This is a genomic window from Grimontia indica, assembly GCF_000333895.2.
Taxonomy (GTDB): domain Bacteria; phylum Pseudomonadota; class Gammaproteobacteria; order Enterobacterales; family Vibrionaceae; genus Enterovibrio; species Enterovibrio indicus.
The window spans coordinates 54,796-77,560 of the sequence record NZ_ANFM02000038.1 but is presented as its reverse complement, the minus strand read 5'-3'; the positions used below and the strand labels follow the sequence as shown (position 1 = coordinate 77,560).

General features: G+C 48.0%; 16 protein-coding genes and 2 tRNA genes. 17 read left to right on the top strand and 1 reads right to left on the bottom strand.

Annotation, left to right across the window (positions count from 1 at the left end):
* Positions 1–101: 101 nt before the first annotated feature.
* The 13 genes from D515_RS20025 (at position 102) to D515_RS19965 (ending at position 15,298) form a co-directional block, all read left to right on the top strand.
* A tRNA-Asn gene (locus tag D515_RS20025) sits at positions 102–177 on the top strand.
* Between the two features lie 142 nt (positions 178–319).
* Positions 320–395, top strand: a tRNA-Asn gene (locus D515_RS20020).
* A gap of 225 nt (positions 396–620) precedes the next feature.
* Positions 621–1,202 carry an electron transport complex subunit RsxA gene (rsxA, locus tag D515_RS20015; protein WP_002541126.1) on the top strand — a complete coding sequence of 194 codons (582 nt, stop codon included), beginning with the start codon at positions 621–623 and terminating at the stop codon, positions 1,200–1,202.
* Positions 1,202–1,786, top strand: coding sequence for an electron transport complex subunit RsxB (gene rsxB / locus D515_RS20010; RefSeq protein ID WP_002541125.1), 585 nt, complete (start codon positions 1,202–1,204; stop codon positions 1,784–1,786). Before rsxA ends, rsxB begins: the two co-directional genes overlap by 1 nt.
* Positions 1,783–4,416, top strand: coding sequence for an electron transport complex subunit RsxC (gene rsxC / locus D515_RS20005; RefSeq protein WP_002541124.1), 2,634 nt, complete (start codon positions 1,783–1,785; stop codon positions 4,414–4,416). The genes rsxB and rsxC overlap by 4 nt, the downstream gene beginning before the upstream one ends.
* Before the next feature lie 2 nt (positions 4,417–4,418).
* Entirely contained in the window at positions 4,419–5,480 is a 1,062-nt protein-coding gene (gene rsxD / locus D515_RS20000; RefSeq protein WP_002541122.1) for an electron transport complex subunit RsxD, read from the top strand.
* Positions 5,477–6,109: an electron transport complex subunit RsxG gene (gene rsxG / locus D515_RS19995; protein ID WP_002541121.1), complete on the top strand. Its 633-nt coding sequence runs from the start codon at positions 5,477–5,479 to the stop codon at positions 6,107–6,109. Before rsxD ends, rsxG begins: the two co-directional genes overlap by 4 nt.
* Positions 6,106–6,798, top strand: a complete 693-nt coding sequence (locus D515_RS19990; RefSeq protein WP_002541120.1) for an electron transport complex subunit E — start codon at positions 6,106–6,108, stop codon at positions 6,796–6,798. The genes rsxG and D515_RS19990 overlap by 4 nt, the downstream gene beginning before the upstream one ends.
* A gap of 25 nt (positions 6,799–6,823) precedes the next feature.
* Entirely contained in the window at positions 6,824–7,465 is a 642-nt protein-coding gene (nth, locus tag D515_RS19985) for an endonuclease III (RefSeq protein WP_002541119.1), read from the top strand.
* Between the two features lie 320 nt (positions 7,466–7,785).
* Positions 7,786–8,700 (top strand): LysR substrate-binding domain-containing protein, encoded by a 915-nt coding sequence (locus D515_RS19980; protein ID WP_002541116.1) that lies wholly within the window; start codon positions 7,786–7,788, stop codon positions 8,698–8,700.
* 91 nt (positions 8,701–8,791) lie between these two features.
* Positions 8,792–9,208, top strand: coding sequence for a lactoylglutathione lyase (gloA, locus tag D515_RS19975; protein WP_002541114.1), 417 nt, complete (start codon positions 8,792–8,794; stop codon positions 9,206–9,208).
* 150 nt (positions 9,209–9,358) lie between these two features.
* Entirely contained in the window at positions 9,359–12,262 is a 2,904-nt protein-coding gene (locus tag D515_RS19970) for an HD domain-containing phosphohydrolase (protein WP_002541111.1), read from the top strand.
* 138 nt (positions 12,263–12,400) lie between these two features.
* On the top strand, positions 12,401–15,298 hold the full coding sequence (locus tag D515_RS19965; RefSeq protein ID WP_002541110.1) for an HD domain-containing phosphohydrolase: 2,898 nt from the start codon (positions 12,401–12,403) through the stop codon (positions 15,296–15,298).
* Between the two features lie 61 nt (positions 15,299–15,359).
* Here the strand turns inward: D515_RS19965 and motY are convergent, their stop codons facing one another.
* Positions 15,360–16,238: a flagellar protein MotY gene (motY, locus tag D515_RS19960; RefSeq protein ID WP_002541109.1), complete on the bottom strand. Its 879-nt coding sequence runs from the start codon at positions 16,236–16,238 to the stop codon at positions 15,360–15,362.
* A gap of 164 nt (positions 16,239–16,402) precedes the next feature.
* On the opposite strand from motY, the gene rnt reads away from it, so the two are divergent.
* The 4 genes from rnt to D515_RS19940 all read left to right on the top strand — a co-directional run bounded on the left by rnt (position 16,403) and on the right by D515_RS19940 (position 22,712).
* The gene (rnt, locus tag D515_RS19955; RefSeq protein WP_039850389.1) at positions 16,403–17,071 is read left to right on the top strand and encodes a ribonuclease T; all 669 of its coding nucleotides are present in this window, start codon (positions 16,403–16,405) and stop codon (positions 17,069–17,071) included.
* 291 nt (positions 17,072–17,362) lie between these two features.
* Positions 17,363–18,679 (top strand): porin, encoded by a 1,317-nt coding sequence (locus D515_RS19950; protein ID WP_002541107.1) that lies wholly within the window; start codon positions 17,363–17,365, stop codon positions 18,677–18,679.
* A 443-nt stretch (positions 18,680–19,122) separates the two neighbouring features.
* Positions 19,123–20,373 carry an outer membrane protein transport protein gene (locus D515_RS19945; protein ID WP_039850386.1) on the top strand — a complete coding sequence of 417 codons (1,251 nt, stop codon included), beginning with the start codon at positions 19,123–19,125 and terminating at the stop codon, positions 20,371–20,373.
* Between the two features lie 35 nt (positions 20,374–20,408).
* Positions 20,409–22,712, top strand: coding sequence for a VolA/Pla-1 family phospholipase (locus D515_RS19940; protein ID WP_002541105.1), 2,304 nt, complete (start codon positions 20,409–20,411; stop codon positions 22,710–22,712).
* Positions 22,713–22,765 lie beyond the last annotated feature (53 nt).

Here is a 22,765-nt window from a genome sequence, read left to right as displayed (position 1 = left end):
TGTCGCTTCGCGATATGTCGCTGACCTAGGCGGCCCCGTTGCAAGTCCATCAGGGAAGCCACACTAGATACATCGCCAAGGCGGTGAATCACAAAACCTGTTCCCCCTTAGTTCAGTCGGTAGAACGGCGGACTGTTAATCCGTATGTCGCTGGTTCAAGTCCAGCAGGGGGAGCCACTTTTCGTTAACTTGTTTAAGAACTAGTTAGCCGTCAGGACTGTCGCTTCGCGATATGTCGCTGACCTAGGCGGCCCCGTTGCAAGTCCATCAGGGAAGCCACACTAGATACATCGCCAAGGCGGTGAATCACAAAACCTGTTCCCCCTTAGTTCAGTCGGTAGAACGGCGGACTGTTAATCCGTATGTCGCTGGTTCAAGTCCAGCAGGGGGAGCCACTTTCTAAAACCCAGCCTAGCGCTGGGTTTTTTTGTATTTGTTTTGTGGATATCACGCACAGGAATTGTTACTACCTATTATCTGGACTGTAAGCAATCGCCCAGATCCGGGCAAAGTTTGTCCGCTGTAGCAATTTTGATGAAAAACCCTTTCTCCTATCTGTTGTTATAGGCGCTTCAAAGGCCGATAATACAAAGATCTCTTTAAAATTTTCGAAGAATGGCATGACTGAGTATTTATTGCTTCTTGTCGGCACCGTCCTGGTAAACAACTTTGTGCTGGTTAAGTTTCTTGGCCTGTGCCCATTTATGGGTGTGTCCAAAAAACTTGAAACCGCCATTGGGATGGGGCTTGCGACCACGTTCGTACTGACACTCGCATCAGTGAGTGCTTACCTGGTCGAGACTTACATTTTGGCCCCCTTGGGTCTTGAGTACCTGCGAACACTGAGCTTTATCTTGGTGATTGCAGTTGTCGTGCAATTCACTGAAATGGTCGTGCATAAAACCAGCCCAACACTTTACCGTCTGTTGGGTATCTTCCTGCCGCTAATCACAACAAACTGCGCCGTGTTGGGTGTTGCTCTGCTGAATATCAATGAGCGCCACAACTTTATCGAATCCATTATTTATGGCTTTGGCGCAGCAGCTGGCTTCTCCCTTGTATTGATTTTGTTTGCGGCAATGCGTGAGCGTATTGCCGCGGCTGATGTTCCTCAGCCATTCCGCGGTGCATCGATTGCTATGATCACAGCTGGACTGATGTCATTGGCATTTATGGGCTTTACAGGGTTGGTGAAACTGTAATGACTGGTATTTTGATTGCGATTATTGCTATCGCTGTCCTCGCAGCTGTGTTCGGTATCTTGCTGGGCTTTGCTTCTGTGCGTTTTAAAGTCGAAGCGGATCCGATCGTCGATCAGATTGACTCCATCCTTCCGCAAACACAGTGCGGACAATGTGGTTACCCCGGTTGTCGCCCTTATGCAGAAGCCATTGCCAATGGTGATGCCATTAATAAATGCCCCCCAGGTGGTCAGCCGACTATCGAGAAGCTTGCTGACCTCATGGGGGTAGAAGCCACAGAATCTGCGCACGATGAAGAAAAGAGCGTAAAAAAAGTCGCCTTCATTCACGAAGACGATTGTATTGGCTGTACCAAATGTATCCAGGCTTGTCCGGTGGATGCCATCATTGGCAGCACCAAAGCCATGCACACCATTATCAAAGATGAATGCACCGGATGTGACCTTTGTGTCGCCCCTTGCCCGACTGACTGTATTGAAATGATCCCTGTTCAAACCACGCCTGAAACCTGGAAATGGCAACTTGACCAAATTCCGGTTGTTCAACTTTCTGTCGATGAAGATATAGGGGTCAAACAAGCATGATCACCCTAATCGAAGAGATAAAACAGGGACATGTCTGGGATTTTCACGGTGGTATTCACCCACCAGAAAACAAACGCCAGTCGAGCGAAACTTCCATCTTGCCTGCCGATATCCCAAATGAAATTGTGTTGCCAACCAAACAGCACATTGGCACAGCTGGCCAACTGTTGGTCAATGTTGGCGATAAGGTACTGAAAGGGCAACCACTGACCAAGTCAGACGTTCTGCAATGCTGTCCGGTTCATGCACCAACTTCCGGTGAAGTGGTTGCTATTGAGCCTCGCACTATCGCCCATGCCTCTGGCCTGACCGATAACTGCATTGTGATCAAACCGGATTTCGAAGACGCCTGGGGCGAGAAAAACGCACTGCCTGATTTCCGCGAAGTCTCTGACGAAGCGTTGATCGATCATGTCCGCATGATGGGTATCGCGGGCATGGGTGGCGCAGGTTTCCCAGCAGCCCGCAAGCTGCAAACTGGTCATGCGCGCACAGAAATTCTGATCATCAACGGTGCTGAATGTGAGCCTTACATCACCGCTGATGACCGTTTGATGCAAGAGCGCGCAGATGAAATTGTTCAAGGTATTGAGATCCTTAAGCATATCGTGAGCCCGAAACTCACCGTCATGGCGCTGGAAGACAACAAGCCGGAAGCGATTGACGCTCTTAAATTGGCGACACAGGGTAAACCTGACATTGTCGTTCAGGTAGTGCCAACCAAATACCCTTCAGGCGGCGAAAAGCAGCTCATCAAACTCATCACCGGTAAAGAAGTACCTGCAAAAGCCATCCCTGCCGCAATCGGCGTGATGATGCAAAACGTCGGTACAGTCTTCGCAATTAAACGTGCTGTCATCGACGGTGAGCCGCTGATTGAGCGTGTCGTCACCTTGACAGGTACCACGTTGAAAGAACAACGCAACCGTTGGGCGCTGCTTGGCACACCAGTCAGTTTCTTGCTCGATAAGCACGGGTATGAAGCAGACAAAAAAGTAGAGCGCGTGATAATTGGCGGCCCGATGATGGGTTACACCATTCCGCACCCTAACGTACCCGTCACCAAAGTCACCAACTGTGTGTTGGTGCCTTCACGTCGCGAAATTGCGCCGTCAGAGGGCGAGATGGCCTGCATCCGATGCAGCGCCTGTGCAGAAGCTTGCCCGGCTTCGCTGCTGCCACAACAACTTCAGTGGTACGCCAAAGATCAGGATTACGACAAGTGCGAAGAGTATAACCTCTTCGATTGCATCGAATGTGGTGCCTGTGCCTTCGTCTGCCCAAGTGAAATTCCACTGGTGCAATACTATCGTCAGGCTAAATCTGAAATCCGCGCGCGCGATGCGGAGCAGCAAGCTGCCGAGCGCGCCAAAGAGCGCTTCGAAGCCAAAAAAGCGCGTATGGAGCGTGACAAAAAAGCGCGTGAAGAGCGCCACAAGCAAGCTGCGGAAAACCGTCGTAAAGCGATGGAAAAATCCGCCGATGGCGACGCGATTGCCGCTGCCATTGCACGTGTGAAAGCCAAATCAGAAAATGAATCTGCAGCTACGGCAATGAAGCCAGCTGTGGCTGCTGCTATTGCCAAAGCAAAAGCCAAACAGGCAGAGGCTGCCGCACAAGGTCAGGCAGAGCCAGATAACAGCGAAATGGCGAAGCTGCGCGAAGAGCGCAAGCGTCAGGCGCGTGAACGTAAGGCACAAAAGGCGTCGGAATCAGAAACCGAAAACACAGCAGACGACAAGAAAGACGCTGTTGCGGCGGCGATAGCCCGCGCTAAAGCACGTAAAGCGGCTCAGCAAAGCGAGTCTGAGCCCGCTTCTGATAACAGCGCTGCTGGAGAAGATCCGAAGAAAGCCGCAGTCGCTGCTGCCATTGCTCGTGCCAAAGCGCGCAAAGAAGCGCAACAAGCTGATGCGGCTACCCCTGCTTCTGAATCTGAATCAGCAGAAAAAGCACCTGCTGAAGACGATCCAAAGAAAGCTGCTGTCGCTGCTGCTATTGCCCGAGCTAAAGCACGCAAAGAAGCACAACAAGCTGACACGGCAACACCTAATGCTGAATCTGTATCAGCAGAAGAAGCACCAGTTGAAGACGATCCGAAGAAAGCCGCTGTCGCTGCTGCGATTGCCCGTGCAAAAGCACGAAAAGCAGCACAACAGGCGGAAACTGAAATACCTTCTGCTGTCGCTGCTGCCGTTGCCCGCGCCAAAGCACGCAAAGCCGCACAACAGGCGGAAACTGAAACGCCTTCTGCTGACTGTGCTCCATTGGAAGCTCCCGTTGAGGAAGATCCGAAGAAAGCCGCTGTCGCTGCTGCCGTTGCCCGTGCCAAAGCACGCAAAGCCGCACAACAGGCAGAAGCTGAAGCGCCTGCTGTTGATGTTGCGCCGGTAGACGAAGCACTTGTTGAAGACGATCCGAAGAAAGCCGCTGTTGCTGCTGCCGTTGCCAGCGCTAAAGCACGCAAAGCCGCACAACAGGCAAAGGCGGAAGCACTCTCAGATGAGCCAGCACCTTCGGAAGAAACTCCCGTTGAAGAAGATCCCAAGAAAGCAGCGGTTGCTGCTGCCGTTGCGCGCGCAAAAGCGAGAAAGGCAGCGCAAATGAAGAATAAGAATGAGGAAGAGTAATCGTGGCCTTTTTTATCGCCAGTAGCCCGCATAGCCACAGTCGCAAAAGCACCAGCGACATCATGATGACAGTGATACTGTGTACTTTGCCCGGCATCGCTGCGCTTTGTTACTTTTTCGGTTGGGGTGTTTTACTGCAGGTAGCCATGGCAGCACTGACTGCGGTGGCTGCAGAGGCAGCTGTTGTGGCTCTGCGCGGCCGCCCTGTTAAACGCTATCTCAAAGACCACTCTGCCCTGCTGACGGGTGTACTTCTGGGTATCGCCATTCCACCGTTCGCACCATGGTGGATTGTGATTATCGGTATACTCTTCGCCATCGTCATTGCTAAACATCTCTATGGTGGGCTGGGCCAGAACCTGTTTAACCCTGCCATGGTCGCTTATGTTGTCCTGCTGATTTCGTTCCCGGTTCAGATGACCACCTGGCTGCCACCAACTGAATTGTTGGTTCAGCCACTTGGCTTTACTGACAGCTTCGCCGCTATCTTTACTGGCCTCACCACTGATGGCTTTAGCGTGAACCAACTGCGTATTGCCGTGGATGGCTCAACCATGGCGACGCCGTTGGATACCATTAAGACCTCTTTGCTGGCTGGTGAAACCGTCTCTGAGGCGGTTGAGAAGTCAGTATTTGGCAGTTTTGCAGGTATCGGTTGGGGCTGGGTGAATGTCGCCTTCCTTGTTGGCGGTCTTATTCTGCTGAAGAAGAAGATTATCCAGTGGCAAATCCCCGTTGCTATGCTGGCATCACTTTTTGTGTTCAGCTTGGTAGGTTATGCCATCAGCCCGGATGGCGTGGCTTCGCCATTGATGCACCTTTTCTCCGGTGCCACCATGTTGGGTGCGTTCTTCATCGCCACTGACCCAGTTTCCGCTTCAACCACTACGCGAGGCCGACTGATCTTTGGTGCAATGATCGGCGCGTTGGTTTATCTGATCCGTACCTTTGGCGGCTTCCCAGATGGCGTAGCGTTTGCTGTGCTTATCGCAAACATGTGCGTACCGCTGATTGACTACTACACCAAACCAACCACTTACGGTTACAGGAAGGAAAGCAAATGATCCGCGCGATGCGAAATAATGGCGCAATCCTTGCGCTGGCGGCACTGCTTTCAACAGGCTTAGTCGCCGTCACCAATACACTGACGAAAGATACCATCGCAGAGCAGCAACGCATCCAGCTTTTACGGGTGCTAAATCAAGTGATCCCAGAAGACATGCATGACAATGCGTTGGCGAAAACCTGTACTTTGGTGACTAGCCCAAGCCTTGGCACCAGTGAGCCAATGCCAATCTACATTGCCACCAAAAACGGTGAGCCGACAGCTATGGCAGTCGAAGCCATTGCACCGGACGGTTATAACGGCGCCATCAAAGTCTTGGTGGGCGTCGATACCAATAACACTGTGCTCGGTGTTCGCGTGCTGAGCCACAACGAAACCCCGGGTCTTGGCGACAAAATCGATCTGAATGTCTCTGATTGGGTGCTGTCTTTCAATGGTAAAAATATTGAAAGTGAAGACGATAAGCGTTGGGCGGTTTACAAAGATGGCGGTCAGTTTGACCAGTTCACCGGTGCCACCATCACACCGCGTGCCGTCGTTAACGCAGCGAGAAATGCCGCTTGGTATGCCATGCAGAACAAAGACACTATTGTCCGCCAACCTCTGAATTGTGGAGCTGCATCATGAGCCAGAATAAAGAGTTAATGACAAACGGAATGTGGGCCAATAACCCTGCGCTGGTGCAACTTCTGGGTCTTTGTCCCCTGCTTGCAGTTTCCGCGACAGTGACCAACGCATTAGGGCTTGGCATCGCAACGCTGCTGGTTCTGGTGGGCTCGAACCTGACTGTTTCACTGGTGCGCGAATATGTACCAAAAGAAGTGCGTATTCCTATCTTCGTCATGATCATCGCGTCACTGGTAACTTGTGTTCAGCTACTGATGAATGCCTACGCATTCGGCCTTTATCAGTCGCTGGGTATCTTTATTCCCCTGATCGTGACCAACTGCATCATCATCGGCCGCGCAGAGGCGTTCGCCTCCAAGAATACGCCATTACCTTCGGTGTTGGATGGCTTCTGGATGGGCATGGGCATGACTGCGGCACTGGTCGTATTGGGTGCAATTCGCGAAGTACTGGGTAACGGCACTTTGTTTGACGGTGCTGACCGACTGCTTGGTGATTGGGCTGCAGGACTTCGTATAGAAGTGTTCCAGTTTGATAGTCCATTCCTGTTGGCGATGCTACCGCCGGGTGCCTTCCTGGCTGTAGGTTTCCTCATCGCTATAAAGAACGTGATTGACGAAAAACAAGCGAAGAAACAACCAAAAGAGAAAGCCGTGATCGAACGTGTTCGAATCACGTCCACAGATTAAAAGTTAAGCATTCAATGGATGAGCAATGAATAACGAAAAACGTGTTCAGATACTGGAGCGATTAAGAGCAGAAAACCCTCACCCGGAAACTGAACTGAACTGGAGTACACCGTTTGAATTGCTGATTGCGGTATTGCTATCAGCGCAGGCAACAGATGTAAGCGTGAACAAGGCGACGGATAAGCTCTATCCGGTGGCTAATACGCCGCAGGCCTTGTTAGACCTTGGGGTTGATGGCGTAAAGGAATACATCAAAACCATTGGCCTGTTTAATTCCAAGGCAGAAAATGTCATCAAGACCTGTCGCATCATCGTTGAACAACACGGTGGTGAAGTGCCTGAAAACCGCGAAGCGCTGGAAGCTCTACCAGGCGTGGGTAGAAAGACAGCCAATGTGGTTCTCAACACCGCCTTTGGTTGGCCAACCATTGCGGTAGACACTCATATTTTTCGCGTATCAAACCGCACTAAGTTTGCGATGGGGAAAAACGTCGATCAGGTAGAAGAAAAGCTACTGAAAGTCGTGCCAAAGGAGTTCAAGGTCGATGTTCACCATTGGCTTATCCTGCACGGCCGCTACACTTGTGTGGCTCGCAAACCGCGTTGTGGCAGTTGTATCATTGAAGACCTCTGCGAATTCAAAGAAAAGATTTACCCAGACGAATAAAAAGAAGGCTGCCATTGGCAGCCTTCTTTATAAATATTTCTGATAGTTTTGGTTGTTACCATGACCACATTGCGGATCATGGATTCCAATATCTTTCTTCAAGTGGCAGTTCATTCCATCGCTCTTAATCACGACTTTACGCTCTCTGAAACCACTTCCTAACCCTATCATTTTAAGCATTTTTTCTATTATCATATTTCTAGCCCTCTTTGCTGACGGTCGCATCATTCGTTCTCTGTTGTTATGGTTTAATGTCATTTTGTTAGTATTTTGTACTCAACACGAACGATGAAATCTGACACCAGATATAAGCTGAACTTATGGACAAGCAACTTCGCTATCTCAGTGCACTCCGTTACTTTGAAGCTGCCGCGAGACTGAAAAGCTACAGCGCAGCAGCAAAAGAGTTGAATGTGACCCAGGCAGCCGTCAGCCAACAATTAAGGGGGCTGGAAGATAACCTGGGCTGTAAGCTGTTTTTTAGAAATGGGCGGGAAATGCAGCTCACCGATAAAGGCCACCAGCTGCTTGCCCCTATTACCGAAGGGTTTGAAAAAATTATCGTCGGTTTAAACCGTATTCAGACTGAGCCTCTGGAAGGCGTGTTGACCGTCACCGTCCCGCCCTCGTTCGCCTCATTGTGGTTAATGCCGAGACTATGGCGATTCACGTTAGAAAACCCCACCATCACCATACGTATTCATAGCGATATCAAACGGGTAGCCATCCTACACAGCGATATTGATCTAGCCATCCGGCAGGGGAAAATCACAGAGAGTGACATAGCAGGTAGCATTCGTTGCGAACATCTTTATCAAGAGGAGGTTTACCCGCTTTGCTCCGCCGAACTTGCCCGTTCTATACAGTTTGATTCTCCGGAAAAGCTCAAGCGGTGTTGGTTGATACATGGCGTGAATTCTAAAGAGATAGTTTGGTCAAAGTGGTTTGAAAAGGCCGGTGTGAAATTCGACAACAGCGCACTGAGATGGATGGAAGTACCTACATTCGATATGGCGCTCAATGCAGTGATTGCGGGTCACGGTGTCTGTCTGGGAACGGAAAGTTTGTCGAAAGCACTTATCGATCAAGGTCTTCTGGTCAAACCTTTTGATATTGGGCTGACGCCCGGCATGCAGTTTAGTTTGTTGTATGACGGCGCATCTTCAAGGCTTCCGCGCATAGAAGCATTTCGAAACTGGCTGTTCCATGAGTTGGAACAGTCACAATATCGCTGAAACCTTCAGAGGATCTGTTTACTTAAGGCTCTTGGGGTTACGAAAATTTTGTTGGTAAACTGGGCGCGACAATACAATTAAGGAGAATGTCATGAGCACTGGTCGTATTCTGCATACCATGATCCGCGTTGGCGATTTGGATCGTTCAATTGCCTTCTATACCGACGTGATGGGCATGCAGCTTTTGCGTAAAAGCGAAAATGAGCAGTACGAGTACACACTGGCTTTCGTTGGCTACGGTGATGAATCACAGGGCGCAGTGATTGAGCTGACCTATAACTGGGGTACGTCTGAGTATGAGCACGGCTCTGCTTTTGGCCACATTGCAATTGGTGTAGATGATATCTACGCAACTTGTGACAAACTGCGTGAAGCAGGTGCGAATATCACGCGTGAACCAGGCCCAGTAAAAGGCGGCACCACTGAGATCGCCTTTGTTGAAGACCCAGATGGCTACAAAATCGAGCTGATCCAAAACAAGAGTGCTTCTGCAGGCTTAGGTAACTAGCACTTCATTGATTTACTACACCTCTCCTTAGAGGTGTAGTGCTAATCACCTCAATTTATCAATGCATTAAAAACGTCACCAATCTTAAACCTCACCTCTGCAAAAATTCTGATAGGCTTTTATTAATGTCTCATTGATAAGAAAGTCAGCATGTTGTGGAAAAAGAGTACGCTGCAGCTTCATATTGCCAGCATATTTTTCATCGTTGTTTCTATGCTCTCCGTTTTGCTGATCGTCTTGAGCTACCAGAACTCTAAATCGCTCAACGAACAATTGGCTGACGAGCGAATGACCCAGAATGCTGAGCAGGTCAAACTCGCATTTCAGAAGAAAGTAGTCCCCGTCCTCGCTGCATTAGAGACACTTGCCGCATCCAATTACGGGCATGATATTCATGCTTCCAACGATCCAAACTGGCTTGCTTCCGTTGAGGCCATCATGAAAGTGACACCGGATGTGCTTGCCGTCTATGTAGGCTACGAGGACGAAAGTTCAGCCTTTATCCGTTCCACGGTACCTGCATTTATGCGAGAACAGTTTTCAACGCCGGACAACTCTCACATCATGGTCGACATCAATCTGAGTAACGGTGAGCAGACCCGGACGTTCTACGATAAAAACCTGCAATACATTAGCGAAACAACGGACACCATCTCCTACAAGCCAACAACACGTCCTTGGTATAAGGACACCCCGCACAATGGCGACATATTTATTACAGACCCCTATTTCTATCTCTTCATCAAGCGAATGGGCATCACCATTTCAAAACGCATCCCTGCCAACGGTGGTGTATTGGCAGCCGATATTACCCTTTCGTCCATTAATGCATTTTTGAAATCTCTTCCCCATTCAGAAGAGGCCAAAATTATGCTGTTCGACGACAACAAGACCATTCTTGGCCAGACAGGAGTCCTTCCTGAAGCACCACTAAACACAACGCAAGACACCTACCTTGAGGCTGCACAACACTCCCCTTTGGTTTCCCTGCTTGAAAAAGATGACTGGCAAGAAACATCACATACCGTCAAATTCGAGGAAGAAGACTGGCGGCTTAACCTGATGCACATAAGCTTTGGTAACAGGAAGGGATTATGGCTAGCCAAAGCGATCCCTGAGCGCACATTGATTGGCAGTGCAATTGAAGCAAGAAACAATCAAATAACTATCAGCTTCATTATCTTAGGCGTAGGTATGCTGCTGATTATGTGGGCCTCAGCGAAAATCGCGACCCCACTGAAGCTACTGAACAAAGCTTCCCATAAAATAAGAAACCTCGACTTCCATAGCGTAAAAACGCCCGACTCCAATATTGTCGAGGTTCGAGAGCTTTCTGACTCCATTTGTATGATGTCTGAAACCATTGGTGACTTTTTAAATACCTTACATCGGGTATCTAATAATTCAAATTTTGAGTCCTTGCTCTCTGACATGGTAGAGCACTGCTACAAAACATCCGATGCAGACTATGTCCTGATGTGGGCGACCGACATGGAGGATAGAAATAACCTCTCGCTCGCAGCGCACTATCCTGAGGCCATAAGTGAAACCCAGATAGACTTTAACCAACTTCTCGTTGACCTCCCCGAGATGGAAGAAGCGGTCGATAATCACTGCTTTTTTACTTTTACACCAGACGAACATCCTTCAGTAAGCGGTCATCTCCCTGACGAATTAGTGAGGGCCTGGGTGCTTCCCTTGCACAACAGAGAAAATGAACGAGTCGGCTTTGTATTCGTTGGGTTTAATCACGTGATATCACCTGAACAGGAGGAGAAGCTTGGATTTATTCAAGAGTTTCTAGGTTTTGCCTCGCTGATCAAAGAGAACTGGGACCACATCACGGCACAAAAAAATCTGTTCAAATCCTTTGTTGAAATGTTCGCATCGGCAATCGACACCAAGTCACCCTACACCGGCGGACACTGTCAACGCGTGCCTGAACTTACCTTTATGTTGGCCGAAGCCGTCAATGAAGATCAGGATCATTTCCCGGACTTTACGCTGGACGAAAAGTCCCGCGAGGCACTGTATTTTGCAGCCTGGCTGCATGATTGCGGCAAGGTAACAACACCAGAATACGTCGTGGACAAGGCCACCAAGCTTGAAACCATTTATAACCGAATCCATGAAATTCGGATGCGCTTTGAAATACTCAAACGCGACGCAGAGATCGAGTGTTGGAAGCAGATTAGCGAAGGAGCTTCTGCCGAGGATGCCAGAGCCACAATGCTCAAACAAAAACAGGAACTGGATAACGAATTTGCGTTTGTTGCCAAAACCAACATAGGCGGAGAATTTCTGGATGATGGTAGTGAAGAAAAGCTCAAAAAAATCGCCTCAAGAACCTGGACCCGTACGATAGATGACACGTTAGGATTATCCTGGGAGGAGGAATTACGCAGAAATCGCAGAGGAGAAGATAAACTGCCATGCAAAGAACACCTTCTGGATAACCGGCTAGACCACAAGATTTACTGGACCGAGCAGCAACTCAAAAAGTTTGAGAACTGGTCATTTAATATCAAGGCACCTGAACACAAATTTGACTTGGGCGAACTCTATAACCTGGGCATCAAGCGAGGCACGCTCACTGAGGAAGAGCGCTTCGCGATTAATGATCACATTATTCAAACCATTATCATGCTTCAGAAATTGCCATACCCAGAACACCTGAAGAGAATTCCAGAGATTGCTGGAGGCCATCACGAAAAATTAGATGGAAAGGGTTACCCACTAGGATTATCAGATACCAATCTTCCGGTGGACGCGAGAATTATGGCCATCGCCGATATTTTCGAAGCACTGACTGCCAGCGATAGGCCCTATAAGAAAGCGAAAAAGCTCAGTGAAGCGCTTAAAATCCTCTCTTTCATGGCGAAAGACAAACATGTTGATGCCCGATTGTTCAAAATATTTATCGAGCAGAGGATTTACCTAAAATATGCTCAGGATTTTCTCCCCGAGAGCCAATGGGACGAGGTCAACGAAGCCTACCTGTTGGACATTGTGTTCCCTAAAAAACCGGTAGACGAAAAAGCGCATCACTCATAACCGCTTTACGTTAAAGCAACTTATTTATTTGCGATGAATATTCGTGATTTAATTCAAAGCCCTCATTAAAAAAATTGGTAACCCATCACTGTCTGATAGTCTTAATCGAGTGTCTCATAATTAAGATAATGGATTATCATGGCAAGACGCCGCTATACACTTCAAATTCATATCGCAGGTATCTTTTTTATTGTTGTATCCCTGCTTTCAGTCCTTCTCATTGTATTGAGTTACCAGAACTCAAAAGAGCTCAATCAACAACTCGCCATCGAGCGCACTTCGCAAAATGCGGAACGTATTAAGCTCTCCTTTCAGAACCTGACATCCCCGGTCATCACTGCCATGGATGCGCTTGCAGCTTCCGATTTTGGTCATAGTCTCTATGCGTCTTATGACACTGAATGGCTTTCCAGCATGAATGCCATCATGGAAAGAAACCCAGAAGTGGTGGCTGTATATGTTGGCTATCCGAACGAAAGTTCGGCGTTTATCCGTTCAACAAAAGCGGATTTTATGAAAGAGCAGTTTTCAGCACCTGAAAACAGCCACATCATGGTAGACATCAACAACAAGACGGGAAATCAAATACGTACCTACTATGATGACACCCTGAAACATATTCGCGCAGATACCGATAGAATTAAGTACAAGCCAACAGCACGCCCCTGGTACAAAGCCGCACCGGATGACGGCAGTATTTATGTCACTGACCCGTATTTCTACATGTTTATCCAGCGGATGGGCATCACCCTCACCCGGCAGTTTAAAGATATTAATGGTGTACTGGCAGTCGACATCACTCTCGATTCTTTGAACAAGTTTCTCTACTCACTGGTTGATACAGAAGAAACCCAGTTGATGCTATTGGACGATAACAAAAGTGTTTTTGCTCATACCGGTTTCCTTCCCGAATCATCTTCTGGTGTTAACCAGCGTATGTACCTTGAAGCGATGTCTGCGTCTCCGTTCAATCATCTTTTCAAGACCAGTGATTGGTACGAATCGAACAAGACCATACTCCATCAGGGTGAAAACTGGTCTCTCAACCTTGTGAGGATCAGTTTCGGTGGAGAGCGGGGGTTGTGGCTAGCTAAAGCTGTGCCTGAGAGGCTGCTGATCCAAAGTGCGATAGAAGCTAGAAACAACCAAATTACCATCAGTATCTTTGGTCTTTTGATTGGCACCGTGATGGTACTTTGGGCCTCCAAACGTATCGCCAATCCACTGAAATTGCTGGTAGAAGAAACCCAAAAAATCCGTCGTCTGGATTTCTCCAGTGTCTCAACGCCAAGCTCTAAGATCGTCGAAGTCAGGGAACTCTCCGAATCCGTCCACATGATGTCTGAGACGATTCAGAACTTTCTTCAGACACTTCACCGAGTCTCCAACAGTTCAAATTTCGACTCTCTGATGGCCGACATTGCGCTTCACTGCCAACAAACTTCCGGCGCGGAATACGTGATGCTCTGGACCAATTCTGCAGAAGACAGGGAAAAACTCACGCTGACCGCCCAATATCCCCATCAAACAGAAGGCAAACAGGTAGATCTGCAGAAGTTGTTGGCTGATTCCCCACAGATGAAGAAGGCACTCCAAGGCCAGCATTTCTTCAGTTTTAAACCCTGTTCGACCGATATTGAACGTAGACTACTCCCTCAATCACTTAAGCACGCTTGGCTCGTGCCTCTCTACAACCGTGAAAAAGAGTGTGTGGGCTACGTCTTTATGGGATTTGATGCGTGTCCGGGGAACGATCAGAATGACAAGCTACAGTTTATCCGCCAGTTCCTGGGCTTCGCTTCCCTTATTAAAGAGAACTGGGACCGTGTAGCAGCACAAAAGCAGCTATTTAAATCATTCATCGAGATGATGGCATCCGCCATCGATACCAAATCCCCCTATACGGGCGGTCATTGCCAACGTGTACCGGAATTGACCTTTATGCTGGCAGAAGCAGCCAGTAATGATGAAAAACGTTTCCCCGAGTTCTCACTCAACGATCAATCTCGTGAAGCGCTCTATTTCGCGGCTTGGTTACATGATTGCGGAAAAGTCACTACACCCGAATTCGTGGTGGATAAAGCGACCAAACTCGAAACCATTTACAACCGCATCCACGAAGTTCGCACCCGCTTTGAAGTCTTGAAACGTGACGCCGAAATTACGTACTGGCAAAAGCGGCTTGAAGGCGAAAAGGTTGAAGAACTTGATGCTTGGTTGACGGAAGAGCACGAAACACTCGATCAGGAGTTCGCTTTTGTGGCTAAGTGCAATGTGGGCGGGGAGTTTATGGATGCCAGCAATATCGAAAAACTGGAGAAGATAGCGCAGCGGACCTGGATGCGCACAATCGATGATGTCCAAGGGTTATCTTGGGAAGAAGAAGCAAGACGTTCAGCGCGTGGCAGTTTCCTCCTCCCCTGCAAAGAACAAGTCCTTTCTGATACCGTCGATCAGATGATCCCTTGGCTCCCTCAACAGCTGAAAACCTTTGAAAACTGGGAGTTCAAACTACCAGTTCCACCGCTTCAATATAATCGCGGTGAACTCTATAACCTGTCTATTCAGCGCGGAACGCTGACGGATGAAGAGCGCTTCATCATCAATGACCACATCATCCAAACCATTAATATGCTTCGTAAGCTGCCTTATCCTAAGCATCTGAAACGTGTGCCGGAAATCGCCGGGGGACACCACGAGAAGTTGGACGGCAAAGGATACCCTTATGGGTTGGATGAAAGCTCATTGTCTGTCGATGCACGTATCATGGCAGTAGCGGATATTTTCGAAGCACTCACCGCCAGCGATCGTCCCTACAAGAAAGCGAAGACACTCAGCGAAGCGCTTAAAATTCTCGCCTTTATGGCGAAAGACAAGCATGTCGATGAGCAACTGTTCCGGCTCTTTATCGAGGAGAAAATCTATCTTCGTTACGCCGAACAGTTCCTTCCTAAAGAACAACATGATGAGGTCAATGAAGACGCCCTGTTGGCAATCATCACGCCTAAGCCCGAAAAGGAAACAGAAACCGCCTAAAACTGAAAAGCCCCGCAACAACGAGCGGGGCTTTCTTTATCTTTCAGAGAAACATGTCTGGTTAGATAATCGTTCTACCCAAAGAGATCACGACACGACGGTTCTTGTTACGACCTATCGGGCTTTCATTTTCTGCAATAGGGCGACGCTCGCCATAAGCTTCAACCTGAATCCTGTCTTTCGGCAAGCCGAGCGACATAAAGTACTGTTCCAGTTTTTCGGCGCGGATTTCAGACATTCTCTGGTTCGCCGCCTTTGCACCACGACCATCTGTGTAAGTCGCCATCAACACCAAATCGATGTCTGGGCTGTATCTCACGAACTCTGCGATTTGTGCCAACCTCGCCATGGAAGCCTTGTTTAACTCATCACCATTCTCATTGTAGTGAAGCACGGTGAAGGCGATGTCATCAAAGGCGTAAGGCAACAAGCGTGCAACACAGCTGCTGAATTCATTGTAAGGCTGTTGGAACGACACAGAGGACAACGCAATATCGACGCGTTTTCCCTTGCTTTGCCACTCTTTGAAGCTAAAAGTCGGATAGCGGCCATTTTCCAGCTCAGACAACATACTCCAAGCCGTTTGTCCGTCAACATAACCATCAAACTGTTTGTAGAAACGCAGACGGTCGATATATTCCGCAGGCTCACCGGCGAACCATACTGGCGGCATGGATACGAGAGAGACATTCTGCGTTTCACCCATCGGTCGACGCATTTCCAGCTCAAAATCCAAGTTAATTTTCTTGCTGGCACGGGAGGTAAATGTCGCCATACCATAGTTCGGGATCATGTGTTCAATACGACACTCGATCGGTGTATCGACTGTCACCTTCCACACAGATTCTGTCGGCTTCGCTCCGTAATACTTGCTCGCAGACACCGAGAGCGGTGCAAGGCTTGCAGCAATGCATAATGTCAACAGCGATGCTCTCTTCATACTGTGCCGGTTCCTGTGAATCAGTGGAAAGGTATTGCTTATCTTATCGGAAGCCAGTCCTTTATCTTTAGTCTTATTTTAATTCTTCCTGCCAAAACTAGAAAATGAAAATCCAGCCAGCATCTGACATAATGCACGCCTCATTTTTACAAGTTATCCGAGACATGACCCAAGAAACCAACCTGAATACGCTAAAAGCAAGATTCCGCGGCTATTTTCCTGTTGTTGTCGATGTAGAAACGGCCGGTTTTAACTCAAAGACTGATGCACTGCTTGAAATCTGTGCGGTCACTCTGAAGATGGATGAAGACGGTTGGCTTTCCCCTGATAAAACCATTCACTTTCATGTTTCTCCGTTCGAAGGCGCTAATCTGGTTAAAGAAGCGCTGGAATTCAACGGCATTAAAGACCCTTTCAGCCCACTCCGTGGTGCGGTAGAAGAAGAGCACGCACTGAAAGAGATCTTTAAACTTATCCGCAAAGAACAAAAGGCGGCAGGCTGTCAGCGCTCGATCATGGTGGCTCATAATGCCAACTTCGATCACAGCTTCGTCATGGAAGCCTCGGAGCGCAGTCATCTAAAACGCAATCCTTTCCATCCGTTTGCCACTTTCGACACAGCAGCACTGAGTGGCTTGGCCTTTGGACAAACCGTTTTGGCAAAAGCATGCCAAACCGCCGGGATCCCTTTCGATAACCGAGAAGCACACTCAGCGCTCTACGATACCGAGCGCACCGCAGAACTGTTCTGTGAGATCGTTAACAAATGGAAGAAATTAGGCGGCTGGCCAGTCATGGCAGCTGAGGAAGAATCCGAACAAAATTCTGATTAATACAATCAGAACCTTGGCAAAAGAACCGGCTGCACGCCTTATAAAACAAGGCCTGCGGCCGTTTTCTTTTCATAAACGCCAAATAGTTTTAAACGCTAGATTGAAATCACCCTCAAAAACGAAGGTTTCGTTGCGCAGATCCTGCGCAAACTATTGATAACAAAACCACAACAAATCTCAATTTGCTACTTATACTGACTTAGAACGATTCAACGCTCGTGCCGCTTAGATTCGGACACTTCACGTTGAAGACGACAATAATAAAAGGCAGTGACAGAGAGGCAAATTAATATGAAACGTGTAACACAGCGTACCCTACTTTCCACAGCGATTGCGCTGGCCGCTTTTCAGGCCCACGGCGCAGGCTTCCAAATCAGCGAACATTCCACCAGCGGTCTAGGTCGCGCATTTGCTGGCGAAGCAGCCATTGCAGACAACGCCGCAGTCGCTGTCCGTAACCCAGCAGCGATGACGATGTTTGATTCGGCACAAGTGTCAGGTGGTCTTTCGTTTATCCAGCCAGATGTGGATGCATCCGTTGACTCACTAAACGGAAATCCAGGTTCAGCTGTTCCAAACACCACATCAGAACATAGCGACGTAGCGCCAGATGCAATTGTCCCTTATGCGCACTATGTCGATCCTATCAATGACAAGATGGCCTGGGGCGTCTCAGTATTTTCAAACTTTGGCCTTTCAACGGAATATCCTACCGATTCAGTAGGTGCCGCTATTGGTGGACAAACTGAGCTAGTCACCATCAATTTTGCGGGTAACTTTGCTTATAAAATTTCAGAGCAGTTAAGCCTAGGGCTGGGTGTAAACGCAATTTATGCAGACGCTGAATTGAAGAGACAGTATGGTGGGCTTTACACCAGCCTAGGCGCTTCTTCTCCGTCTGATGAGCTAGCATATCTTGCCGGTGATGGATGGGGCTTTGGCTGGAATGTGGGCGGCCTTTGGGAGTTTGATGATAAAAACCGTTTGGGTGTTGGATATCGCTCAGCAGTCGACATCACGCTCGAGGGCGATTACCGTGGCTCATCTACCGCATTTGTGGGCAAAACAGGACAAACAGTCCCTGGTGAATTGGAGCTGAACTTACCTGACATTTTCGAGTTCTCTGGATACCATGGCTTCGACCAATGGGCGCTTCACTACAGCGTCATGCGCATTGGATGGAGCAGCTTCCAAGAGCTTAGAGCAACATCATCAGCGGCTGACTGTTCGCGACTTGGTATTGAACCGGGTGTATGTCTTCAAAAAGATGAGAAGTGGGAAGACAGCTGGCGCTACGCTATCGGTGCGACCTACTTCCTGAACAACAACTGGACGCTTCGCGCAGGCTATGCGATAGATGAGAGCCCAGTTCCTGATTCACACCGTACTCTTAGCATTCCTGATACAGAACGTCATTGGTACTCTCTTGGTGCAACCTATGACTCAGGCAGCAATTGGTCTATCGATGCAGGTTTTGCCTACCTGAATGGTGATGATGTCAAAGGAACGGAGGTTGAAGCTCTTCCTGGCAATAACTCAGCAACTTATGAATTTACTGCTGGCGGCGACGCTTACATCTTCGCTGTCGGCGCAAACTACACCTTCTAAGTTATTGTTTCAAAAATGAGAAAAGCCGATTTTTACAATCGGCTTTTTTGTTTCCAGTCACAAAAGTGAAATTCAATCGAAGCAGCTGTGACCTGCTATTCAGTACCTTACCTACAAAATTCAAACAGTCGCTCAAATCACAACCAGATTGTTTCTAATCGTTAATGAACAATTACAGGCACTTCTGAATGAACAACCTTTAATTAGTGTATTTACTTAAAACATCAGTTTTAAAACTGGGCATAAAATACCGAAATTTCAGACACTCACCTCGATTTTAACACCTGTTTAACATTCCCGCGCATCGTGACATATTAAGCATCGTAAAGATCCGACCAGTAGCCATGCACATTTATTATAGGCTGCAACGTTTTTCCAACTTATTGAAAGCATTGGAAATTGGTCACTTAATGACCAACAACTCAATTAGGACGAGAGGCAGTATGTCAAAAAAACTATCAAGAAGCGCCCTTGCGGTCGCCATTGCTCTCACCGCCCCAAGTGCTTGGAGCGCGGGTTATCAAGTTGCTGAACACTCAGCAAGCGGACTAGGACGCGCATTCTCTGGCGAGGCAGCAGTCGCCGATAACGCTTCAGTGCTGGCACGTAACCCCGCAGCCATGACTATGTTCGAAAGAACCAGTGTTTCTGGTGCACTGAGCCTTATCGATCCAAATGTAGATGTAACCCATGAAGGACCATCTCGAAACCAAAAAGCTGAAGACGTGGCGCCATTCGCCATCGTTCCCGCCTCCTACATGATTTCACCAATTAACGACAGGCTCTCATGGGGAATTGGATTATTCACCACTTATGGTGTTGCGACAGATTATCCTGACGACTTTAGTCTCGGTCGCTCAGCCGGTGATACTGCACTTACAACAGTTACGTTGAACCCAAGCATCGCATGGAAAGCGAGTGAGAATCTAAGCCTTGGTGCTGGTCTTAATGCTGTCTATGGCGTTGCTGAACTCAATCGCCACAAAGGTTTACTCTCGTTCAACGGTGCAAACGGTAATGCGTCTGACAAGCTAATCACTATGGAAGGCACAACGTATGCTTTTGGCTGGAATATCGGTGCACTCTTTCAAATGGATGAGAGCAACAGATGGGGTCTGGCATACCGCTCTCAAGTGACCCTTGATTTTGAGGGTGACTTTACAGATCACACAGGCGCCGCAGCCAACCTAGCTCCTGGTACTACCGTAAAGGGAGATTTAGAGGCAATTCTTCCAGCCACAATTGAAGCTTCGGGTTTCCATCAGCTAGATGACACATGGGCAGTTCATTACAGTATTCTGTGGACAGAGTGGAGTAAATTCAAAGAACTTCGAGCAACTAATAGCCAATGTAATTCTGCAGATGGGGCTGGGGTATGTTTCTTAAAAGAGGAGCATTATGAAGATGCTATTCGTTGGTCAATAGGAGCGACTCACACACTCAATGACCAATGGCTGGTTCGAGCCGGATTAGCATTTGATGAACAAGCAGGAGAACCAACCTTGAGTATTCCTGATACCGATCGCTATTGGTATTCAGCTGGAGCCACCTACAAGTACACGAGTGATCTTACATTCGATGCTGGATTTACTTTCATTAATAGTAAATCGAATTCATTCGTTGAAGATAACGAAAACTTTAGTAGCACTGGTAACGCTCTCATCTATGCCCTGCAAGCAAACTACCAATTTTAATCTCAGCGGATGACAAAGCAGTAACGAGGGATTTTATGAAAACAAAACTACTAACAATCTTGGTGTCAGCCGCGCTCCTGTCAGCATGTAATGACTCAGGTATTTCTGGCGAGCCGACAAAAGCACAAACAACAGTCGATTTCAATCTAGACCCAGATAACTTAGCACCTGTATCTCCAAGCTTCCTGTCAATGGATAGCACTGATGGTACGCTAGCCTCTGACGGTTTTTTAGGTTCATCCAGTTATTCAACTGATATTTCTGATCCTGCTGTTGCTCTAGGTAAAAGTGATGGCTGGGGAACCACCGCACCTTTCTTAATAAACTTCCAAGGTAACGCACTTGATGCATCATCAGCTCCCCAAGGCTTCCACATCATAGAAAGCGGTGACCCTACCTCTGCGGATTTTTCCACTTCTACCAGAAAGAAACTGACGGTCGATCAGGACTACACAGTTACTGCTGAAGGCACAACATTGGTCGTTCGGTTTATTAAGCCATTAAAGTCGGCTAGCAACTATATGTTTGCAATTACCAACGACTTGAAAGATGTAAATGGAAGTGGCGTAGATTCCTCCACAACATACTCGGTTTTAAAAGGCTCTATACCTATTCCCGCTGGCTCGGAAGCACTTTTACCGGCAAAAGACATCACCCAACAAGTTGAAGCCGAGTTTAGTAAAGAAGGAATAGATTCTCGTAAGATTGTCTTCTCTACTTGGTTTGCAACACAATCTGTTGGTGACACGCTTTACGCTACAAAAGGCGCAATTGCGACTGCGGTTGGACTGGGTAACAATTTCAATGCAATCTGGAAAGGTTCAGCAAATCCAAATAGTGTTGATATGTCACAGGCCTATATAATGACCGTTCCAGCGTCAGGGCAGGACTTCGCGACAGCTATTCAGTCAGACACTAGCTTTGACACATACATAGATCCCGATGGTACTGTTGAACCAGCACTACTAAACTCTTACGCTGCTAATAGCGTTACAGTAACCAGAGGTACCGTTAAGCTTCCATACTTTCTGGAGAAAGACTCAAGCACATGGAACAAAACCCCATTTGAATCTGGTATGCCAAGCCTGGCTATCATTTCAAACGCATTGAACAGTACTGAAAATGCATCCGTAGTCGCACAACAACTTGTAGGACAGGCAATTGATGTCACCAAACTTGCTTCAGACGCGTCTGAGCAGTTGAAACTCGTCGGTGTGACACTAAATGATGCAAATGGAAATCAATTGGATGCGGAGAGAGTTATAACTCGTTACAGTCCAATCCCCCAGGTTAAGTCGTTAGACGATGTACCGTTCCTTTTGTTCACACCAACAACCACATCTGGTGCAATGGAATTAGTCATCTATCAACATGGCATTACATCTGCGAAAGAAAGTGCTTATGTTTTTGCAGCAAACTTAATAAATGGAGCAAAGCTGCTAGGGAAAGACATTGCTATACTCGCCATTGACCAGCCAATTCATGGTGAACGCAGCTTGGATGCGACGCGCTCTGCAAACGCAGATCCTACAAATTACCTAAACTTGGCCTATCTGCCAGTGGGAAGAGACAACCTGCGTCAAAGCATATTGGATAATGTGGGTCTTCGTGCAGCGCTAACTGTGTCGCAAGCTGCGGGTCTATTCACGGGCACACCTTTGGCAACACTTGATAACACAGCTACCACTCCACCTTCACTTTTCGGGCATTCCCTTGGCGGAATTACAGGTTTTGGAACGGTAACCACCGCAAATAGCACGTTGAATGATGCGGCTGGCGATAGCTTGTTTAAATTCTCGCGCATTGCCGCTGCGAATACCGGTGGCCAAATAGTGGATTTACTCATCGGGTCGGAAGCATTTGGCCCTCTAGTGACTTCGCTTGTAACAGCTGGTATTCCTGAGTCAGAACAGGCAGGTGTACTCGCTCTTTTTGCATCTGCGGCACAAACTGTTATCGACCCGACAGATCCAATCAACTTAGTCTACGAGTCTGACCTTAATGGGACAAACGTCCTTGCTGGACTACCAATCTACATGCAACAAGTGAAAAATGACGCCACAGTCCCAAACTCTGTTGAAGATCGCCCATTGGCAGGCACAATTCCTCTTGCTTCACTGATTGGTTTAAACGTTGTTAACAGCCAATCGCAAACAACTAAAGATGGCCGTAACTTCACCAAATTTGGCAGCGTGGGCCAACACAGCTCTGTCATCGCTCCTCAGAATGAGGACTTCAGTGACATAACATACACTCAGGAAATGCAATCTGAATTAATTCAATTCTTGAGTGGTGCTGACGTGAACTTTAGTGTGAATGACGCTAGTGTGCTCGAATAACACTACTTCGTGATTCTCCTAAAAGGCCAGCACTCGCTGGCCTTTTCCCTCTC